General features: G+C 35.0%; 20 protein-coding genes and 1 pseudogene. 6 read left to right on the top strand and 15 right to left on the bottom strand.

Annotated elements, in window-relative coordinates; all coding sequences use genetic code 11:
• Position 1: 1 nt before the first annotated feature.
• A complete protein-coding gene (gene nuoK, locus ABWU47_RS06830; RefSeq protein WP_006012916.1) occupies positions 2-310 on the bottom strand; it encodes an NADH-quinone oxidoreductase subunit NuoK in 309 nt (102 codons plus the stop codon).
• The gene (locus ABWU47_RS06835) at positions 301-888 is read right to left on the bottom strand and encodes an NADH-quinone oxidoreductase subunit J (RefSeq protein ID WP_006279581.1); all 588 of its coding nucleotides are present in this window, start codon (positions 886-888) and stop codon (positions 301-303) included. The genes nuoK and ABWU47_RS06835 overlap by 10 nt, the downstream gene beginning before the upstream one ends.
• A 392-nt stretch (positions 889-1,280) precedes the next feature.
• Here ABWU47_RS06835 and ABWU47_RS06840 point away from each other — a divergent pair, with 392 nt between their 5' ends.
• Positions 1,281-3,197, top strand: coding sequence for an ATP-dependent helicase (locus ABWU47_RS06840; RefSeq protein ID WP_077188370.1), 1,917 nt, complete (start codon positions 1,281-1,283; stop codon positions 3,195-3,197).
• Positions 3,198-3,351: 154 nt separating this feature from the next.
• Here ABWU47_RS06840 and ABWU47_RS06845 read toward each other — a convergent pair whose 3' ends face one another.
• From ABWU47_RS06845 to ABWU47_RS06880, 8 genes are all read right to left on the bottom strand, one after another.
• The gene (locus ABWU47_RS06845; protein WP_065094389.1) at positions 3,352-3,564 is read right to left on the bottom strand and encodes a hypothetical protein; all 213 of its coding nucleotides are present in this window, start codon (positions 3,562-3,564) and stop codon (positions 3,352-3,354) included.
• Positions 3,565-3,726: 162 nt separating this feature from the next.
• Entirely contained in the window at positions 3,727-3,984 is a 258-nt protein-coding gene (locus ABWU47_RS06850; protein WP_138264905.1) for a transposase, read from the bottom strand.
• 158 nt (positions 3,985-4,142) lie between these two features.
• Positions 4,143-4,346 carry an IS5 family transposase gene (locus tag ABWU47_RS06855; RefSeq protein WP_007549940.1) on the bottom strand — a complete coding sequence of 68 codons (204 nt, stop codon included), beginning with the start codon at positions 4,344-4,346 and terminating at the stop codon, positions 4,143-4,145.
• Positions 4,347-4,437: 91 nt separating this feature from the next.
• Positions 4,438-5,604 (bottom strand): aspartate kinase, encoded by a 1,167-nt coding sequence (locus tag ABWU47_RS06860; RefSeq protein ID WP_077188380.1) that lies wholly within the window; start codon positions 5,602-5,604, stop codon positions 4,438-4,440.
• Positions 5,605-5,696: 92 nt separating this feature from the next.
• Positions 5,697-5,849, bottom strand: a complete 153-nt coding sequence (locus ABWU47_RS06865) for a hypothetical protein (protein WP_353285640.1) — start codon at positions 5,847-5,849, stop codon at positions 5,697-5,699.
• Entirely contained in the window at positions 5,846-6,481 is a 636-nt protein-coding gene (locus tag ABWU47_RS06870) for a transposase (RefSeq protein WP_082246250.1), read from the bottom strand. The genes ABWU47_RS06865 and ABWU47_RS06870 overlap by 4 nt, the downstream gene beginning before the upstream one ends.
• On the bottom strand, positions 6,465-6,794 hold the full coding sequence (locus ABWU47_RS06875) for a transposase (RefSeq protein WP_049973609.1): 330 nt from the start codon (positions 6,792-6,794) through the stop codon (positions 6,465-6,467). Before ABWU47_RS06875 ends, ABWU47_RS06870 begins: the two co-directional genes overlap by 17 nt.
• Before the next feature lie 275 nt (positions 6,795-7,069).
• Positions 7,070-8,344, bottom strand: coding sequence for an APC family permease (locus ABWU47_RS06880; RefSeq protein WP_077188369.1), 1,275 nt, complete (start codon positions 8,342-8,344; stop codon positions 7,070-7,072).
• 135 nt (positions 8,345-8,479) lie between these two features.
• On the opposite strand from ABWU47_RS06880, the gene ABWU47_RS06885 reads away from it, so the two are divergent.
• Together ABWU47_RS06885 and ABWU47_RS06895 are read left to right on the top strand one after the other, a co-directional pair.
• Positions 8,480-9,946 (top strand): hypothetical protein, encoded by a 1,467-nt coding sequence (locus tag ABWU47_RS06885; protein WP_077188368.1) that lies wholly within the window; start codon positions 8,480-8,482, stop codon positions 9,944-9,946.
• 573 nt (positions 9,947-10,519) lie between these two features.
• Positions 10,520-10,641, top strand: a pseudogene (locus ABWU47_RS06895) (3-methyladenine DNA glycosylase); the annotation flags it as partial.
• Here the strand turns inward: ABWU47_RS06895 and purF are convergent.
• Genes purF through ABWU47_RS06910 form a run of 3 tightly spaced genes read right to left on the bottom strand, consistent with a single transcriptional unit; the run spans position 10,623 to position 14,657 of the window.
• Positions 10,623-12,008: an amidophosphoribosyltransferase gene (gene purF, locus ABWU47_RS06900; protein WP_077188367.1), complete on the bottom strand. Its 1,386-nt coding sequence runs from the start codon at positions 12,006-12,008 to the stop codon at positions 10,623-10,625. The pseudogene ABWU47_RS06895 and the gene purF sit on opposite strands and share 19 nt — an antisense overlap.
• Positions 12,009-12,033: 25 nt before the next feature.
• On the bottom strand, positions 12,034-13,137 hold the full coding sequence (rodA, locus tag ABWU47_RS06905) for a rod shape-determining protein RodA (RefSeq protein ID WP_077188366.1): 1,104 nt from the start codon (positions 13,135-13,137) through the stop codon (positions 12,034-12,036).
• A gap of 53 nt (positions 13,138-13,190) precedes the next feature.
• A complete protein-coding gene (locus ABWU47_RS06910) occupies positions 13,191-14,657 on the bottom strand; it encodes a proton-conducting transporter membrane subunit (protein WP_077188365.1) in 1,467 nt (488 codons plus the stop codon).
• A gap of 64 nt (positions 14,658-14,721) precedes the next feature.
• On the opposite strand from ABWU47_RS06910, the gene ABWU47_RS06915 reads away from it, so the two are divergent.
• The 3 genes from ABWU47_RS06915 (at position 14,722) to virB9 (ending at position 16,465) form a co-directional block, all read left to right on the top strand.
• A complete protein-coding gene (locus ABWU47_RS06915) occupies positions 14,722-15,036 on the top strand; it encodes an NADH-ubiquinone oxidoreductase subunit NDUFA12 family protein (RefSeq protein ID WP_006280055.1) in 315 nt (104 codons plus the stop codon).
• A gap of 2 nt (positions 15,037-15,038) precedes the next feature.
• Entirely contained in the window at positions 15,039-15,494 is a 456-nt protein-coding gene (mlaD, locus tag ABWU47_RS06920; protein WP_006280054.1) for an outer membrane lipid asymmetry maintenance protein MlaD, read from the top strand.
• A 185-nt stretch (positions 15,495-15,679) separates the two neighbouring features.
• Positions 15,680-16,465 (top strand): P-type conjugative transfer protein VirB9, encoded by a 786-nt coding sequence (gene virB9, locus ABWU47_RS06925; protein WP_006280053.1) that lies wholly within the window; start codon positions 15,680-15,682, stop codon positions 16,463-16,465.
• 14 nt (positions 16,466-16,479) lie between these two features.
• Here the strand turns inward: virB9 and ABWU47_RS06930 are convergent, their stop codons facing one another.
• Both ABWU47_RS06930 and mraY read right to left on the bottom strand, forming a co-directional pair.
• Positions 16,480-17,076, bottom strand: a complete 597-nt coding sequence (locus tag ABWU47_RS06930) for a ribonuclease HII (protein ID WP_015589381.1) — start codon at positions 17,074-17,076, stop codon at positions 16,480-16,482.
• Positions 17,077-17,082: 6 nt separating this feature from the next.
• Complete coding sequence (mraY, locus tag ABWU47_RS06935; protein WP_065094848.1) at positions 17,083-18,063, bottom strand: phospho-N-acetylmuramoyl-pentapeptide-transferase; 981 nt, start codon at positions 18,061-18,063, stop codon at positions 17,083-17,085.
• Between the last annotated feature and the right edge of the window lie 10 nt (positions 18,064-18,073).

The raw sequence follows: 18,073 nt of genomic DNA on the forward strand, positions 1-18,073 counted from the left end.
TTCATTCTTTCATTAAATTTGCTTGTTCAACATCTATATTGCCACGGCTTCTATAATATACAACCAATATTGCAAGCCCAACTCCTGACTCTGCTGCCGCAACAGTCAACACAAACATCACAAAAATTTGCCCAACTATATCATTCATAAAGGCAGAAAAAGCAACTAAGTTGATATTAATTGCCAGCAATAATATTTCTATTGATAACAATATATTGATTATGCTCTTACGGTTGATGAAAATACCGCACACTCCAATAGTGAACAAAACAGCAGCAACTATCAAAAAGTGATTTAATCCTATTTCCATTCTACTCCTTTTCCAAATTTAGCCTTAATCAATTTTACAGATGAAGATTGTGTCAATTGCTTTAATACATTCTGTTTTTTAACTCCTTTTTTCTTGTCCTGCAAAGTAAGAGCAATTGCACCGACAATTGCAACAAGGAGCAGAATACCAGAAAGATGAAAAGCGTACATGTAGTCGGTATACAGCAAATTACCAATAGCTTTCACATTATTGGTATTATAGTTTATAACATTGCTTATATTCGGTGCTGAGCTGCGGATTACAAAGCTGATGACTAGAAAAAACACAACACACAACATAGCACCAAGAGTGCAATGCTTTGCAAAACCCTGGCGCAACCTTATGTAGTCAATATCGAGCATCATAACTACAAAGAGGAACAACACCGCAACCGCACCGATGTATACTATCATCACCATCATAGCAATGAACTCAGCTCCAAGGAGAATGAAAAGAACTGCAGAGTTAACGAAGGTGAAAATTAAAAATAATACTGCATGCACAGGATTTCTTACACTAATTACGCATACAGCAGATAAAATGCTGAGAATTGCAAAAAAATAAAAGAAAAAAGGCATCGATACTTTAACTGCAACAATAGTTACTAATTTAAAGTGACTATCGTGGTAAAGTCAATATTATATTAAACGTTTGAAAACATTGTACTACAAAGCTCCAGCTCCATTTTAAATTATTATAAAGCTGAAGAAATAGAAATGAAGGCGTACATATAAGCCATTCCAAACTCCACTTATCCACCCAACAAGCAGAAGTTCTGGTGCCAATACCTCAAATCAAGTTGTTGTTACTCGACATACACCTGAAACTACTAAAACAAAATAGATGTAAAACCTACGTTTAAATATGTAGTACTTGAGTGAAGCATTCTTTAACTGTTCTATTCAATAAAACCTTTACAATATTTCAATCATAGGTTTAACTTTACGAAGTTATAATCTATAGGGCTACGATGAACGATTATCTCTCACTGCTAAATCCAGAACAACAATCAGCTGTAACTAACATAGATGGACCAGTTTTGATACTGGCAGGAGCCGGGACGGGAAAAACAAGAACGATTACTTCAAGAATAGCACACATAATTAGAAACGGTCACGCTTATTCTGATGAGATATTAGCAGTTACATTTACAAATAAAGCAGCAAATGAGATGGTATCAAGGGTACTTGAGCTAACGGGCACAAACATACCATGGCTTGGCACTTTCCATGCAATTGCAGCAAAAATTTTGCGCATGCACGCAGAAATTGTGGGCTTAAACCCCAATTTTACAATCATTGGTGTGGATGACCAATTACAGGTAATAAAAAATATTATCAATGAAATAAATCCTGATTACCTATCAGAAAAATGTAAGACCATTATGAATATTATTCAGCAATGGAAAGAGAAGTGCTTATTGCCATCTGAAGTGGAAGATATTCAATCATTTAGGCCAGTATATGTAACTGCACTCAAGGTCTATCACCAGTATCAGGAAAGGTTGAAATTCCTTAATTCTGTCGATTTTGGTGACTTATTGCTATATAACATACAGCTCTTTAATCAAAAGACCGAAGTTCTGTCCTACTACCAAAACAAGTTTAAATATGTCATGGTAGATGAATATCAAGATACAAATGCGATACAATATCTTTGGCTAAAATACCTTGCAAAAGAGCACTCAAATATTTGCTGTGTAGGAGATGATGACCAGTCGATATATAGTTGGCGTGGTGCAGAAGTTGAAAATATTTTGAAGTTTTTTGATGATTTTAAAAATGCAAAAACCGTTAAACTAGAGTGTAACTACAGGTCAACATCCCACATACTTGCAACTGCGTCATATGTTATCAATCACAATAAGACTCGCTTAGAAAAAAAATTGTGGACAACAAACATTGAAGGGGAAAAGGTAAATCTAATAAAATTATGGGATGGGAAAGCTGAAGCAAGGTTCATAAGCGAACAGATATTGAAACTCAATAAATACAGATTTAGTGACATTGCAGTGCTGGTAAGGGCCACTTTTCAAACTAGAGTTCTCGAAGAGTATTTTATAAAATATTCAATTCCCTACAAGATTATAAGTGGCGTAAAATTCTACGAACGTCAGGAAGTCAGGGATATAATTGCATATTTAAGACTTGTTACAAACAATAACGATGACTTAGCTTTCGAAAGGATAGTAAATCGGCCAAAAAGAAGCATAGGAGCTACAACTCTAAAGAAAATATACACGACTGCTCAGGATAACAAAATTTCTTTTTTTGAGGCAGCAAAAATATTAGTTAATAGTAATCAGGTAACCGAAAGAATTAAACTCTCACTCAACGATTTTTTAAATAAAATTAAAGCTTGGGAAGAAATAGTAAGCGTAAAACCACTGCATGAATTCGTTAAAATCGTAGCAAACCAATCAGGATATATTGAAATGCTTGAAAATGAGGAGGTAACAGGCTTAGCACGAATAGAAAATGTTAAAGAGCTCATCTCATCTTTAAAAAATTTCGATAATGCCACAACTTTCTTGGAGCATATAAGTCTGGTGATGGAAGTGGATAATATGAATAACGATGACACCGTATATGTTATGACTCTTCATGCAGCCAAAGGACTTGAATTCCCGTGCGTGTTTCTACCTGGTTGGGAAGAGGGATTATTTCCTCATCAAAGATCTTTTGATGACAAAAGTGGTAAAGCTTTAGAAGAAGAAAGAAGACTTGCATATGTTGGCATAACCAGGGCAAAGGAAAGGTTAATCATTTCATGTGCAGATAGGAGGGAAATTAACAACCAGTGGCAACCGATGCGCACTTCTCGGTTCATTAAAGAATTGCCAAGAGAAAATGTTGAGGTAATTAAAAGCAACATTGCCTACTGTTGAAGCTATAATTGCAGATAAACATATCTTACAAATCTGAATTACTTCAACTATATGTTTCTCCTGGCAAAAATTCTGTAACCGTTCACACTTAATTCTTCAATCTCATACCAATTTCTATTACATAACAAACAAATAGACAATAGAAGTGAGAAGGTTATACTAAGGCAGTATAATGATGGAGTTTTGGAATGGCATTGGTATCAGGTTGCAATTTTAGCTTACATTGTGCCAATCTTTCTTCAATTGCTGCTCGCATAAATTCTGCCTGTCTTTTAGTTCTGCAGTGCACTATCGCATCATCCACATATCTTTCAAATGGTACTGTTGGGTGATTTTGTTTCATCCATATATCAAATGCATGGTGCATAAATATGTTTGAAATGATTGGGCTTATTGAACCTCCTTGCGGAACTCCTTTTTTCCCTAACTACCTTACTGCCATCTGCTTGCTGAATAGGGGATTTCATCCACCTTTCAACATACAGTATGACCCATTTGCAGTCTGTGTGCTTCTTGATAGCCTGCAGTGCTAAATTGTGGTCCAGATTGTCGAAAAATCCTGTAACATCAACAGCTTTCTTGGTAATCGTATCCTGTCTCCAATAAACAGCGGTTTTGCTATGTATCCTTGATCAGCAAAAAACTTACGTAAAGTTGGAGCCTTGTATTTAGCTTGAGTGAAAAGATTTAGAGCACCATCACGATCTTGAACACTTGCACTATGAACATCAGCCGCAATAATTAAGCCCACTGTATCTACAACAATATGACGTTTTCTACCCTTTATTTTTTTTTCAGCATCATATCCTCTGGATCCCCTTTTTGAGTGGTTTTTACTGATTGACTGTCAATTATTCCTACTGAAGGTGTTTCATTTTTACCAAACATTTTTCTTACCTCTTTTACTAGCATATTATGTATTTTTTCCAATTTGCCATTACTACGTCACCTGAGAAAATAGTCATACACCGTCTTCCATGGAGGAAAATCTTTCGGCAGCATTCTCCATTGACAACCACCTCTCATTATATACCTTATTGCATTAATAATTGTTCTGATATTGTGCTTTCTTGGCCTCCCTATCTTTCCTTGTGCAACATGTGGCTCCAAAATTTCCCATTCCTTATCACTTATATCACTTGGATACAATTTTCCCTCCTATTTTTTACTTACACTATCATATTTTTTTCCTCATTCCTTTTCAAGACATACTCTTAGACAACTGGACGTCAAGCCTATCCTAGTGCTGCATATCAAGCTCATACTCAGTATGTAAATCTTTGACTAAAGCTACAGCGCATTCTTTTTGAACAATTATACTGATTTTGATTTCAGATGTTGTGATAGCAAGTATTTCTATCTTTTTTTCGCTTAAAACCTTGAGTGTGCGGTGCATCACTTCAGTGTTAGACATAACACCAATACCAATTATTGAAATTTTAGCTACATTATCGTTTATAGCATAATTTTCATTCTTATTCAGTAACTTTTCCATTAAATCAATATCAAATTTGGAGATAACAAAACTTGACCCATGTATCATATCAATTTTAACGTTTGCTCCTGCTATATCTCTTAAAGTACGCAAGTTATTTGCAAGGTTAGTGAAAGTTACAAGAGCTTCATTAGTGCTATAAGTTATTCCAGTCATTAAGTATCTCTCTAGTACATCCCTTTTGTGTAGCACTGTGGTGCCTTCTACTTCCTTAAAAGTGGATAGCACTTGCACTTTAATGTTATGTTTCATTGCAAGTTGTACTGAACGATTATGCAGTATTTTAGCACCAGATGACGACATTTCCAACATTTCATCGTAAGAGATAAATTTGAGCTTGCGTGCCTTTGGAACAATTCTCGGGTCTGCTGTATATATTCCATCAATATCAGTAAAAATTTCGCAAGTTCTAACACCAAAGGCTACCGCGAAGGCAACTGCTGATATATCAGAGCCTCCTCTTCCAAAAGTAGTGATTCTATCATCATTTATACCCTGAAAACCAGCAATGATCGCAGCAGTATAACCCTCAGCAAAAGATCTTTTCACACGTTCAATCTTTATTGTTTTTATTTTAGACTCAGAATAAAAATCATCAGTTACAATTGGTAACTGCCAGGCAAGCCACGATTTAGCATTAACTCCGATCGATTGGAGAGTGATAGCTAATAGACCGCAAGAGATTTGTTCTCCTGCTGAAAGCATAACGTCATACTCTGATAACTCTTGTCTATAACTTAAATTTGAGATTTGCCTAGCCTGAAAAACCATTTGGTCAGTAAATCCTGCAACAGCAGATACAACAACGATTACATTACAACCTTTCTCAATATCGTTTTTTATCAAATTTGCAACTCGGTTTAAATCAGTTAGCGAAGTCCCACCAAATTTTTTTATGATTATTTTGTCCATAGTTACAATATAACTCTCTTCTGAAGAAAAATATAGTTTTTGTAGAGATAGCAGCTTGCAAGCCATTCAGAAAAGGGAAGACAAAGCTATAGCTAACGCGTCATACCACGATTCATTCCATAGCTGTACGAACATTCATTTTTGAAGGTAAATTGCACAGCAAATGGTGTCATCCCAGTGCCTAGACACTGGGATGGCTTTGTTGCATCGCTCTTCGGATAGTAGGTAACGTACAATAAATTCATGAAGCTATCTCAAACTTAGCCATGCCTATTTCAGTAAATTTGTTAAGCAAATAACACTTGAGTAGCAGTTCCTTCTCACGATTAATTTCAGATTTGCTCCTAAAACTAAACCCAAATATTCGCTTCAACCTTGAGAAAAATCCTTCAATATACGATCTTTTTCCGTAATTTACTTCTTCTTTCCATCTTTTTATACCATTCTCACCATGTAATTTCATTAACTGAATAGCGGCATTTCTATCAAGCATATAATCCAATTTTGGATGCTCTGCTGCGTTGTTTTTCGGAGGAATTTTCGTTTTTATACCATATTGATTACACAGCTTATAGAGCTTTTCTCTGTCATATGCCCTATCTGCATATAGTACTTTTATGACATACTGAAAATCGACTTCTTTTAGCAAATCACAAGCTCCATAGTGATCAGAGTAGACACCGTTACTGTATTTTACAGCTATGGCTTTTTTGCTGTTTGTATTCAACATTACATGCAATTTTCTTGTCTGTTCATAGCTGCGATACTTTCTATCTTCGCTATTTTCTTTGCTATGACCAGGAGTGTTGTTGTATATACTAATTCCTGTACTGTCTATAGCAATTTCGATATCTTCCATATTATTTTCTGCAATCATTGATCTTAATATTGAGTTTCTTAAACCTTCTTGATGATTGTGAATAGCTGATAACTTGCAAATTTTTCCCAATTTGCTCAAGGTATCCTGCTATAAACCCAACTGTTTGCCTCAGGCCTATTCTAAATAAACAAGTTATTATGTGCACCAAAATTACAACTTTATCGCTATAAATATTGTTGCCACCTGGTATTTTTGGACCATTCTCGTACCACTTTTCTATGGCTTCGTTGGTATAATGAAAAATATTTCCTCTTTTTTCTAGAAATTTGTTATATTCGCTATGGTTACTGACCCTCATTTTTTGTGGCATATTTTTTCTTCAACAGTTAAATCGCTATTTATAATGAATTTTGTCAGTAGCCACCAGATTTTTCAGTTGCTATGCAACAAAGCCGACTGGGATCCAGATTGGGCACTAAGTTGGTAAACACGAAAGCGATTAATCCTTTACAACGTTTTTGATGGAACTGCGCGAAAGAACTGGATGCCAGTGTCACGCACTGGCATGACACCCATTTCTTCCTATAGTTGTCTTTTCTCGTCTACCTTATTTTGCCACTCTGCTGAACAGATACATAACATTTGCTATACAGAAACTCTGCGATACCAAAATAAATAAAGAGGTACGCCACTTGCAGTGAATAAGCTTGCGATCAGCAAGGTATTCACAGAAGTTTCAAATATTACCCAGCAGCAAAAGGTTGTTGCTATACTGCCAATTAAAAATTTGTAACAACTCTTTTCTTGCACAATAACTTTGAGAAAAGCAAGACTGCATGCAAGGTAAACAAATAAAAATGAAACTACAGAAAAGTCGATAATTGATGTGATCTGCTTAGCAAAATTGTTGCTTGAAGTGAGGATTAGTAAAGTTGCAGTTCCAACTGAGCTAGTTGTTATGCCCCAGAAAGGAGAACCGTGCTTGTTTCTTTGAGCAAAAAACTGTGGCATCAGTTTATCTTTTGCAAGGCCAAGGGCCACTTGTCCACTAGCTAGTACCCAAGCGTTTAGAGTACCAACACAAAAAATGAACGCAGTTATAGAAATAATCAAGTGCCAATTGCCAGAGGCCATAATTTTTATTGCGTCAACATATGGTGCTCTTGAACTTGCTAAATCATTGCCATTTATTAATCCCATAATTGCAAGATTGTTGATAAAATACACAACAGCAACAGAGATTGTTCCAAGTACCACAGCTCTTGGTATTGTTCTAGCTGGATTATCAACTGACCCTGCAGGTGCTGTTGCCAATTCAACTCCAATAAAACCCCATAGAGTAATAAGTGTAGAACGGGCAAGAATCTGCGATGTTGTAAGATTTGATATTTCTTCACTTATGATGAAGTTATTTCTATCAAAAAAAAACAATGCTGCTATAGGTATTACAAGCAATACAGAAATTTTTATCACCGTCAATAAAAACTCAACACGTCCAGCAGTAGCTACTCCTCTAAAATTTATTAGTGTAATAATTGTAAGTAATAACATCTCTAAAAACAGATGTACGTTTTGAATATCTTCATGGAAAAATGGTGTAAGATAACCAACACCCACAACTATTACGGCTGTTGTGCTAACCCATGAGATCACCCAATACGTCCAACCAACAAAAAAAGCTGCAGCAGGGCCAAAAGCATGCTTTACATAGACGTGAGGGCCACCCGTTTCCGGAAATTTTGCGCAGAGTGAGGCAAAAACTAAAGCAAGAGATATAGCACCAAGCCCTGATATTATCCAGCTTATAAGGCTATACGTGCCATATGGAGCAAGGCTAATTGGAAGCATAAAAATTCCAGAGCCAATTTGGCTGCTAATCACTAAGGCAAAAATAGCCCAAAAACCTATTTTATTTGACACAATAATTCTTATCTAAATAGATTAACAATATACCCTAAACTCAGAAATTTCAATTGATCTTTTAACATAAAAACTTGCATTTTTTTCAATTTATTCCTAAAATAGATTATATTAACAGATTATTAAGAGGGGGTTATGAATCCGAGATTAAAAGCATTTTTGATTGTTTGTAGTATTATTGCATTTTTGATTGCACTTTTGTTTCTCATGTATTATTTAAATCTTCTTGTTAACTATATCCTTGACCCGATTCTAGTTCGTCCCTTTGAAAGATTATACAAAAACTTAATTGTTGATGGTCTTTATGCCTATTTATCTACAAGCACTTCTAGCCCTGCACTAGCATTTTTGGCTACAGGTTTTATTGTTATTGCTGCGTTTATTTGCCTGAATAAAATGCTTCTTCCCTTGCAAGAGAAGATCATAAACAACTATACCTCCTTTAAAAACAACAATATTGATAGCAATAGCATGTTGTTTGAGGTTTATAAAGATCCAACAATAAAATTAAAGGACAAAATCTTATTCTTCAGTATACGCTTGATATATTACCTACAGCTTCCATTTTTGTATATTGCATCAAAGGTATCAGCTCTACGTGGGTTTCTTATATTTAATTTTTGTTTATTATTGTTAAATTATGCACTGCTAATTCCAGTAGCACTTCTTGAGTTAATAAAATATCCATCAGTAAAACTCTTTTCACCTTTGGGTTTGAATGTAAAGCAGCTAAGCTTTTTGTTTAATGTAAGTGATGTGGGTACTAGTAGTCAGAGCGTTCATACTAGAAGTTTTCAGCAAAGCGTTATTGAATGTGCCAAAAAATTAAAGGAAGAACATGGTACGCCGTTAAATGAGTTGGATGAAGAGTTTAAAAGTTATATAAGCGGTTTAACAAGTCAGCAAAAACGAATGATAGAACCTTATCTAAGATTGGATGGTTATGAAACTGGGGAGTGGGTAAATTGGGTAGATTCACAAACCGGATTGACATTGACACAGGCTATAAATTTAGTTTTAATTGCGGCAAGAGAGCAAAATGCAGACGTAGAACTATTGAAATCTATATTACTGGTTCGCTTTGAAGAAAGTAACCGCCAATGTGGTCCTGGAATGCTTCTCCGTATTATTTATGCATTAAGTGGCCTTGAAGCAGAAAACAACTTTGCAGCTCAACTGGAGCCTCAGCTAATGGGGAAGTTGGCTGGTAATGCTACTAAAAGATTTCTTGAGAAATATGTGGATAAGCACTACCATAAAATAAAAGTTTTGAAAGAAAATTTTGATAATTTGTATTCACCAAGTTCTGGGGTGGATTTGAGCAACGTGAGTGATGAAGTAAAGGACGGCATTTCTTATACAAGAGATGCTATAAAAGAATTCGTGTTTAAGGAATTATATGTAAAGTTTTATAACGACTATGGGGAGCATATTCAGAGAGGGCAGATAAAACAAAGGTTAAGGGAGTTAATAACGGATGAAGTCGTAGACGCGGCAATATATTCTAAAATAGATGAAATAGAAATCCCTGCAGAACCACCTACTTATCTTGAAAGAGTAAAAGCATTTTTTGGAGGTCATGCAAGGTCTTCTGCTGCTTAGTGGTTTAGTTCGTGCTATATAGCTAAACTAACTTAGATTTACTGACAATTTTAAAACAACAAATTCGTCATTCCGCTACTAGTTAGCGGAATCTATACCGCGAATGAATCCATAGCTGTACGAACATTGTGATTTGAGAGCAATTTCCACAGCAAATGGTGTCATCCCAGTGCCTAGACACTGGAATCCAGCCTTTATTATGCAGCCACTTGGTTGAAATTAAGTCTTCTGGATCCCAGTGGGCTTTGTTGCATCGCTAGCTATGATGGATTAAAGATAAAAAAGGTGGAGAATATCAGTAGCTTATTATTCTGGTATTTATAACAAGAACGGTCAGTGAATACCTAAATTTGAGTAAAAGAAATTTCACTACCACTCACTAATCCGGCTAAAATTCAAGAATTTCAATGCTTTAGCTATTTTCAATAGAATTAAATTTATTAATATAAATAACAAGTTACTATTCTTAAATTTGATCAGATCGATTGCAAAAAAAACAAGATTTTCAATAAGTTGCTTATAATCCTAATTATAGTTAGCCTTTCATAAGTAGCGATGCAACAAAGCCAATCCCACCTCAAACCAGGTTATATTTGCACTCCGAGAATCGGAATTAGTAAAGGCCAAGAGAAATTTTGGCGGTTTAAGATTTTCTAAACTTAAGACCTTGCGTAGACTATTTGCCAATCGGATAATCACCAGTGAAACAAGCATCACAATATTGTGGTGTAGCATTGTTACGCACCTCTCCTTTAACAGCCTGATATAGTCCATCAATACTCAAGAAGGCTAGGCTATCTACTCCTATAATTTCCTTAATTTCCTCTACAGATTTATTTGCAGCAATTAAATCTTTGCACTCTGGCGTATCTATTCCATAAAAACAAGAATGCTTAATTGGTGGGCTTGAAATTTTGAGGTGAATCTCTTTTACTCCTGCATCCTTTAGCATAACTATTATATTTGTTAACGTACTACCACGCACTATACTATCATCTATTAAAATTATGTTTTTACCTTTCAAAGTGTGCTTATTAGCATTGAATTTTAATTTTATTCTAACTTTACGTACTTCAGCGGTTGGTTGTATAAAAGTTCTTCCTATGTAATGATTACGAATTATTCCCAGTTCCATAGGTAACCCTGAATGCTTTGCATATCCAATAGCTGCAGGTATTCCAGAATCAGGTATTGGTACAATCATATCCACATTGTTTTTTGGTGGACTTTCCTTCGCAAGTATTCTTCCTATTTCTTTTCTTGTATCGTATATAGACCTATTCTCCATTATGCTGTCTGGTCTCGAAAAGTAAACGTATTCAAAAATACAAAAACTTGATTTTTGCTGTGGGAAAGGAAACATTGAGGCTAGCTTACTATCCAAACTGATGGTAACTAATTCGCCTGGTTCTATTTCTCTAACAAACTCTGCATTTACTATATCAAGAGCACAAGTTTCAGATGCAAGAACGTAAGAACCGTTTAACTTTCCTAAAACAAGAGGCCTGATTCCAGATGGATCACGTACTCCAATAACTACTTCTTGATTGATTGCCACAAAAGAATAAGCACCTTGTATTTGCTTTAATGCATATATAAAACTCTCTAAGAAGCTATCTTTTTCACCGCTTGCTGTCAGATGTACTACTACTTCTGTGTCAATATCTGACTGAAAAACACACTCTTGTTTAATTAATTGTTCGCGTATCGGAGAAATATTAATTAAATTACCATTATGTGCTATGGCAAAATCCCCAAATTTGCCACTTTTGCCAAACATGGGCTGCACTCCAAATTTACTACCACTTGTTGAGTATCGAACATGACCTATTGCACAATCTCCAGGTAAGGATTTCTTTATTTCATCTATATCATCAAATACGCTGCTCACTTGACCTTGAAAGTGATAAGAGTGCAGCTTATCGTTGTTACTGGTTGCTACGCCAAAAGACTCTTGACCTCTATGCTGCAAAGCGTGGAGAGCAAGTATAGAGTTAAAAGCAGCACTTTGGTTGCAACTTATACCAAATACCCCACACTCCTCACGCATTTCATCTAGCATAAAAACTATTAAGTAAAATTTAATTTTACTTTAGCATAGGTAAAATACAAGCATTTTGTTGTTCATCTGCTTTTATTGCCAGCAATAATCCTATGCATATTAAGCTTGCGGCAGTTGTACTTCCTCCATAGGACAGAAATGGCAATGGGTCGCCTATCACAGGTAAGAGGCCCATTGTCATTCCGATGTTTATAAAGAAATGAGCACTAAAAAAGGAGAAAATGCCGATAGATACCGACTTAGAAAAATAATTTTTCGACCTATAAGCGATAGAGAAAATTATTCCAAGTAATGAGGTATAAAGCAAAATTAAAGCCATGCTACCTAAAAAGCCCCACTCCTCACTCAGCACTGCAAAAGCAAAATCCGTACGTTTCTCCGGCAAAAATCCAAGTTGAGTTTGACTTCCGTTAACAAAGCCCTTACCAAGTAAACCTCCTGAACCAATAGCTATCTGAGATTGCTGCGCATTATAACCTATTCCAAGTGGATCCACTGATGAATCCAAAAATGACAATATCCTTTGCTTGTGATAAGGACGTAAAAAAGGCCAAATAGCTGGTACTGCAAAAATGCCAAGCGTTCCACATATTATCGAATGAGATCTTTTTATTATTGCTGTGAATATAATTGACATCCCTATAAATAACATTATCATAGCTGTGCCTAAATTAGGTTGTTTTAACACCAAGAACACGGGTAAGAAAATAATTATAAGTGCCTTAAGCAATCTTTTAAATTCCATCACTTTATATACACTCTGCTTATCAAAATAGCGAGCAAGCGCAAGTATTAAGCCTACTTTTGCAAATTCTGATGGTTGCAAACTAATTGATCCAATTCTTATCCACCTTGTTGCACCCATTATGTGTGAGCCAAAAAAATTTACTGCTAATAGTGAAATCGCTGCTGCTATATAAAAAAAGTAGGCGTACTTCAAATAAAAATCTAGCTCTATGAATGACATAGCTATAGCGAGTAGGAAAAAGAAGGAAAATATGACCAGTTGGTGAATCGCAAATGGCACCCACTTTCCTCCAGCAGAAGAGTATTGAACAACAATGCCAACGCAAAACAGCGCTATCACATTAATGACTAATAACCAATGAATCTTCTTCAGCCTACCCACAATAAAGACCTTATAACCTTAAAGTATAGTAAAATATGAAACAAAGATAAAAATCAAAAAACCAACTTCTCAACTACTAACCGAATTGGAGTGCTATATATTCCAGTTACTACTGTTAAAGCTGCCATAAACAATAGACAGAAAAGCATAGGAAATGGCACATCATTAATTTTGCCTAGTGTCATTCTAGTGCGTGACGTTGCATCATTTTCAAAATACATTTTCTCTACCATCTTCCACATGTATATTAGTGCAAGAAAAGAACCGGCAGCAAAAGCTATCAGGGAAATCCACGCGCGAGATTCGATAATTGCTTTCATTATATACCACTTGCTTACAAAGCCATTTGTTAAAGGCACACCGATTAATGCTAAACTGAGTAGAGTGAACGCAAGTGCTGTATAAGGCATTGATTTCTTGAGTCCCGATAAATTCTCTATTTTTGTTGTATCAAATTTGTAAGAAATACATCCTGCAGCCATAAATAAAGATGTTTTTATTATGCTGTGGTTTACTATGTGAAGAATTGCTGCAAATACACCTGTTTTTGAGTTAAAACTCAGTGCTAAAATTATATAACCAATTTGGCTAATACTAGAGTGAGCAAGCAGTCTTTTTATGTCTTTTGCGGTTATTGCAAATATCGACCCAAATACAATAGCGCAAAGTGCGAGGATAATTATCACATTGTCCAGTAGCGGCTTAAACAAGAAAAAATTTTGATGAAAAACAGTATAAAAGATTCTGATGAAAACATATATCATCACTTTTGTCACTGTGCCTGAAAAGAATATGCTAATGAAACTTGGCGCCTCACTATATGCATTAACCAGCCACCTGCTTAATGGAAACAGTGCCATTTTGATTGAGAGACCAACAAAAATGAACAACGTGCCAAGTTTTATGATGTTGTTATCGTATAATGGAACTATTCTTTCAGCCATGTCAGACATATTGAGCGTTCCAGTCATTGAATACAAGAGCCCGATGCCAAATAAATAAAATGTTGCACCTATTGTTCCACTAATTAGATATTCAAATGCTGCAACCAAGGCTTTTTTATCCCTTCCCATTGAAACTAATGCATAAGAAGAAAGAGATGAAATTTCCAAGAAAACGTAAAGGTTAAATATGTCGTTTGTTACTAGAATCCCGAGCAGTCCGCTTAAGCACAGTAGAAATAGAGAGTAAAAACCAGTGATTTTGTTTTTGCTAATCTCTTTTTCGTTAATATAAAAGCTATAAAGCACACTAATCAGCGCTATAAAATTCACTAGGGTTAGAATTAAGGAATTTAACACGTCGATTCTTAACTCTATTCCATACGGAGGAGCCCAATTTCCAAGGTGATAAGTTATAATTTCACCTTTATATGTTTTAATGAGTAGTATTGATGAAATGATAAGAGTGATTGTTGTTGCAATAAAAGAAATAAACCAAGATACCTTGTGTTTCTTGGCAAGAAAGCAAAACATTGATGCAATTATTGGGATAATAACTTGTAAGATTGGTAATTGCATTAAATTGTTGTTAATATATCGTTAAAGTATTAGTATATATAATACTTTTTGTTTTAATACCCTTATGTTATCTAAAATTTGTAATGCAATAAAACGCCTATTACGAAGAGAAGATAAATTTGTAGGAAGAGATGAAAATGGAAATTCTTACTATGAATCAAGTAAAGGAAAAAGGTGGGTTATGTATAGCAGTGTTTCTGAGCCTACAACAGTGCCTCCGGAATGGCATATATGGCTTCACTATACTGATAATGTAGTACCAGTTAATAATAAAAAAAGAAAAGTAAAACATACTCCTAATTTAACGGGTACAAAAAATGCATACTATCCAAACCAAAAAGTGAAAAATTACTATAAAAGCTGGAGTCCTGATAACTAAAGATGCGAAGGTCAAATATACTTGAAATAACCGCTGGATTATTTGTATTAATTTTTACTATTTTTCTGATTTTCTTTGCTATTGATAAGCTATCTTACATAAAGAAAAACTATAAGGATTGCTATAAAATATATGGTCTTTTTGCTAACGCTAACGGTATAGGAGTTGGTGATAGTGTCAAGATCTCTGGTGTAGATGTTGGAAGCATAACTGGTGTATCACTTGACAAAGCTACCTACGTAGCACGAATCGATATGTGTATAAGCAAAGACATAAAATTGCCAATTGATAGTTCAGCTCTGATCACTAGCAGTGGAGTTGTTGGCAGTAAATTTGTTAATATATCACCTGGATCAGATATTAAACTAATCTTGCATGGTGGTAAAATAGAGTATACTCAAGCTGAAGCAAATATGGGTGGAATAATGGACAGAATTCTTGGTATGTTTATAAAGTGAAAATGGCAGGATTCCAAGTATATCCGTTCAGGTAAAGCCTCCTGTAGTTCTAAAGTATTTAAGGAGTTTGCCTTATTTCTTGCCTTTTCTACCGCTTGCTTTGGGGTTTATAGTATAGAAAGTGCCTTAACAGTTGCAGTGCATGTCTATTAATGATAAAATGAAGATCAATTCATTTTGATATTATGATTGGTTTACTGTTTGCCGTACTATTGTTCCTCTGTGGTAGTGATGCACTTGCAAAACAGGAGCCACGTTCAATAGCTGGAGATAATCACATAAAGGTAATAAATTATAACCCACAGGCTATACATAAGTATACGGGTTTTTATGGTTATCAGTCCAGTATATTGTTTGAACCAGGGGAGGTAATACAAAACCTTTCAATGGGTGATTCAACTGGTTGGCAACTCCTTCCTCAAGGTAACAGATTGTTTATTAAGCCTATAGATGATATTGCCGATACCAACGCAACTATAATTACCAATAAAAGAGTTTATTACTTTGAACTTCATGCTGAAGAAGCAACTGGACTAGATGATCCAAGATTAGCATATGAAGTAAGGTTTCTTTATCCACTATTTAGCAGTGATGAGATTTACACAACAAATAACGGTGATATCCTCGAACAAGCTAGTCATACCATTATTCCTGATATAAACGATATTGAAGTTGTAAAGAAGGGTTTAAATTTTAATTATTCCATCTCGCACGTTAAAGGCAGTCAGTCAATAATACCAATCAAGGTTTTTGATGATGGAAAATTTACATATCTACAATTCAATAAAATAAACTCTGATTTCCCGGCAGTTTTTATGGTTGATTCTGCAGGATATGAGTCTTTAGTAAATTTCCGTACAGTTGACACCTATCTGATAATCGAAAGGGTAAGTTCAGTATTTACCTTAAGGAATGGATCGAGTACAGTTTGCCTATTTAATGAAAACATGCCTTTCAAAAAAGGTAAGTGATTACTATCTAAAGGCTATAATGCCCGAGATATGGGTGCAAAGTTTTTTCTATGATGTTCTGTAATTCCATAAAGGCCAATAGCGTTAAGGTGCTCTTTTGTCCCATATCCTTTATTTTTATACCAATTATATTCAGGATGCTTATTGTGCAATTCTTGCATAAGCCGATCTCTCGTAACTTTTGCAACGATTGAAGCTGCTGCAATTGATGTACTCAAATTATCACCATTTACTATGGATTTCACTTGCCATTTCACTTCAGGTGGTTGATTACCATCAACTAGCACATAATCTAACTCTAGGTCCAAGTCTATCAACGCACGTTTCATTGAAAGTTTTGTTGCTTGCAAGATATTGTATGAATTTATTTCTTCTACGCTTGCCATTCCTATACCAAATTTTGCAACGGATATTATTTTTTCATATAGGACTTGCCTACATTGAGGAGTCAACTTTTTCGAGTCGTTGATTCCATCAATAATTGTATTTCTATCAATAAACACTACGGCTGCGGATATTACTGGACCAGCTAGCGGACCTCTTCCAACTTCATCCACTCCTGCTATCACTCCTGATAATTTATTTTCTAATGTAAAGTCTGGGTATTTCATAGGTTTTTATAATAAGAAAGTTATAGTAAAAACTGAACAGATAATAGAAATTATCCAAAATTTCATAACGATTGCATTTTCTGACCATCCCTTCTTCTCAAAGTGATGATGTATTGGTGCCATAAGAAAAACTCTTTTTCCTTCTCCATATTTAAACTTTGTATATTTAAAATATGATATCTGAATAATAACAGATAGAGTCTCTATTACAAAGATTATTCCAATAATGGCAAAAAGCATTTCTCTTTTAATTAGGACACTAGTTAACCCTAAAGCCGCACCTACCGACAAGCTACCAACATCACCCATAAATATTTTTGCTGGATGTGTGTTAAACCACAAGAAACTTAGAATAGCTCCTATAAATGCAATGCAGAATAAAGTAATATTCATATCTGCCTGAGTTATATATGCAATTAGCCCCAAAAAAGCAAAGGAAGTGATAACTTGAGTTGCAGCAAGGCCATCCAAACCATCTGTGAGATTCACAGCATTAGAAGAGCCGACAATTACAAACGCAGCAAACGGAACATATAGATAGCCAAAATCTATTATTACTCCTTTAAATAGGGACGTTTTTGTAAAACCTTCAGCAGAGTATAGCTTAAGTATAAACACACCAACCAGAGCAACAATAAACTGAATAAGTATTTTGGTTTTTGCACTTAAACCTCGATAGTGATTTGTCTTCAATTTTAAATAATCATCAATAAATCCAAGTAGAGCAAAAAATAGAGTTATCAATATCAGCAGCAAAATTTCTGGTGTTAACTGAGCCCAGAGTAAAATTGGTAATAAAGAAGAAATCAGTATTATTATTCCGCCCATAGGTGGTACATTCTTTTTTGTTATTAAATGACTTTCTGGTCCACATGATCTAATTGGTTGCCCATCTTTGCTTATTTTTTTTAGAAGCTTTATAAAATAGGGAAAAAGAATGAACCCAAAAACAAATGAGGTAAAAAATACTTTTGTAGCTAAGATCATCTGCTTACTT

It is taken from the genome of Wolbachia endosymbiont (group A) of Gastracanthus pulcherrimus (genome assembly GCF_964028265.1).
Lineage (GTDB): Bacteria > Pseudomonadota > Alphaproteobacteria > Rickettsiales > Anaplasmataceae > Wolbachia > Wolbachia pipientis.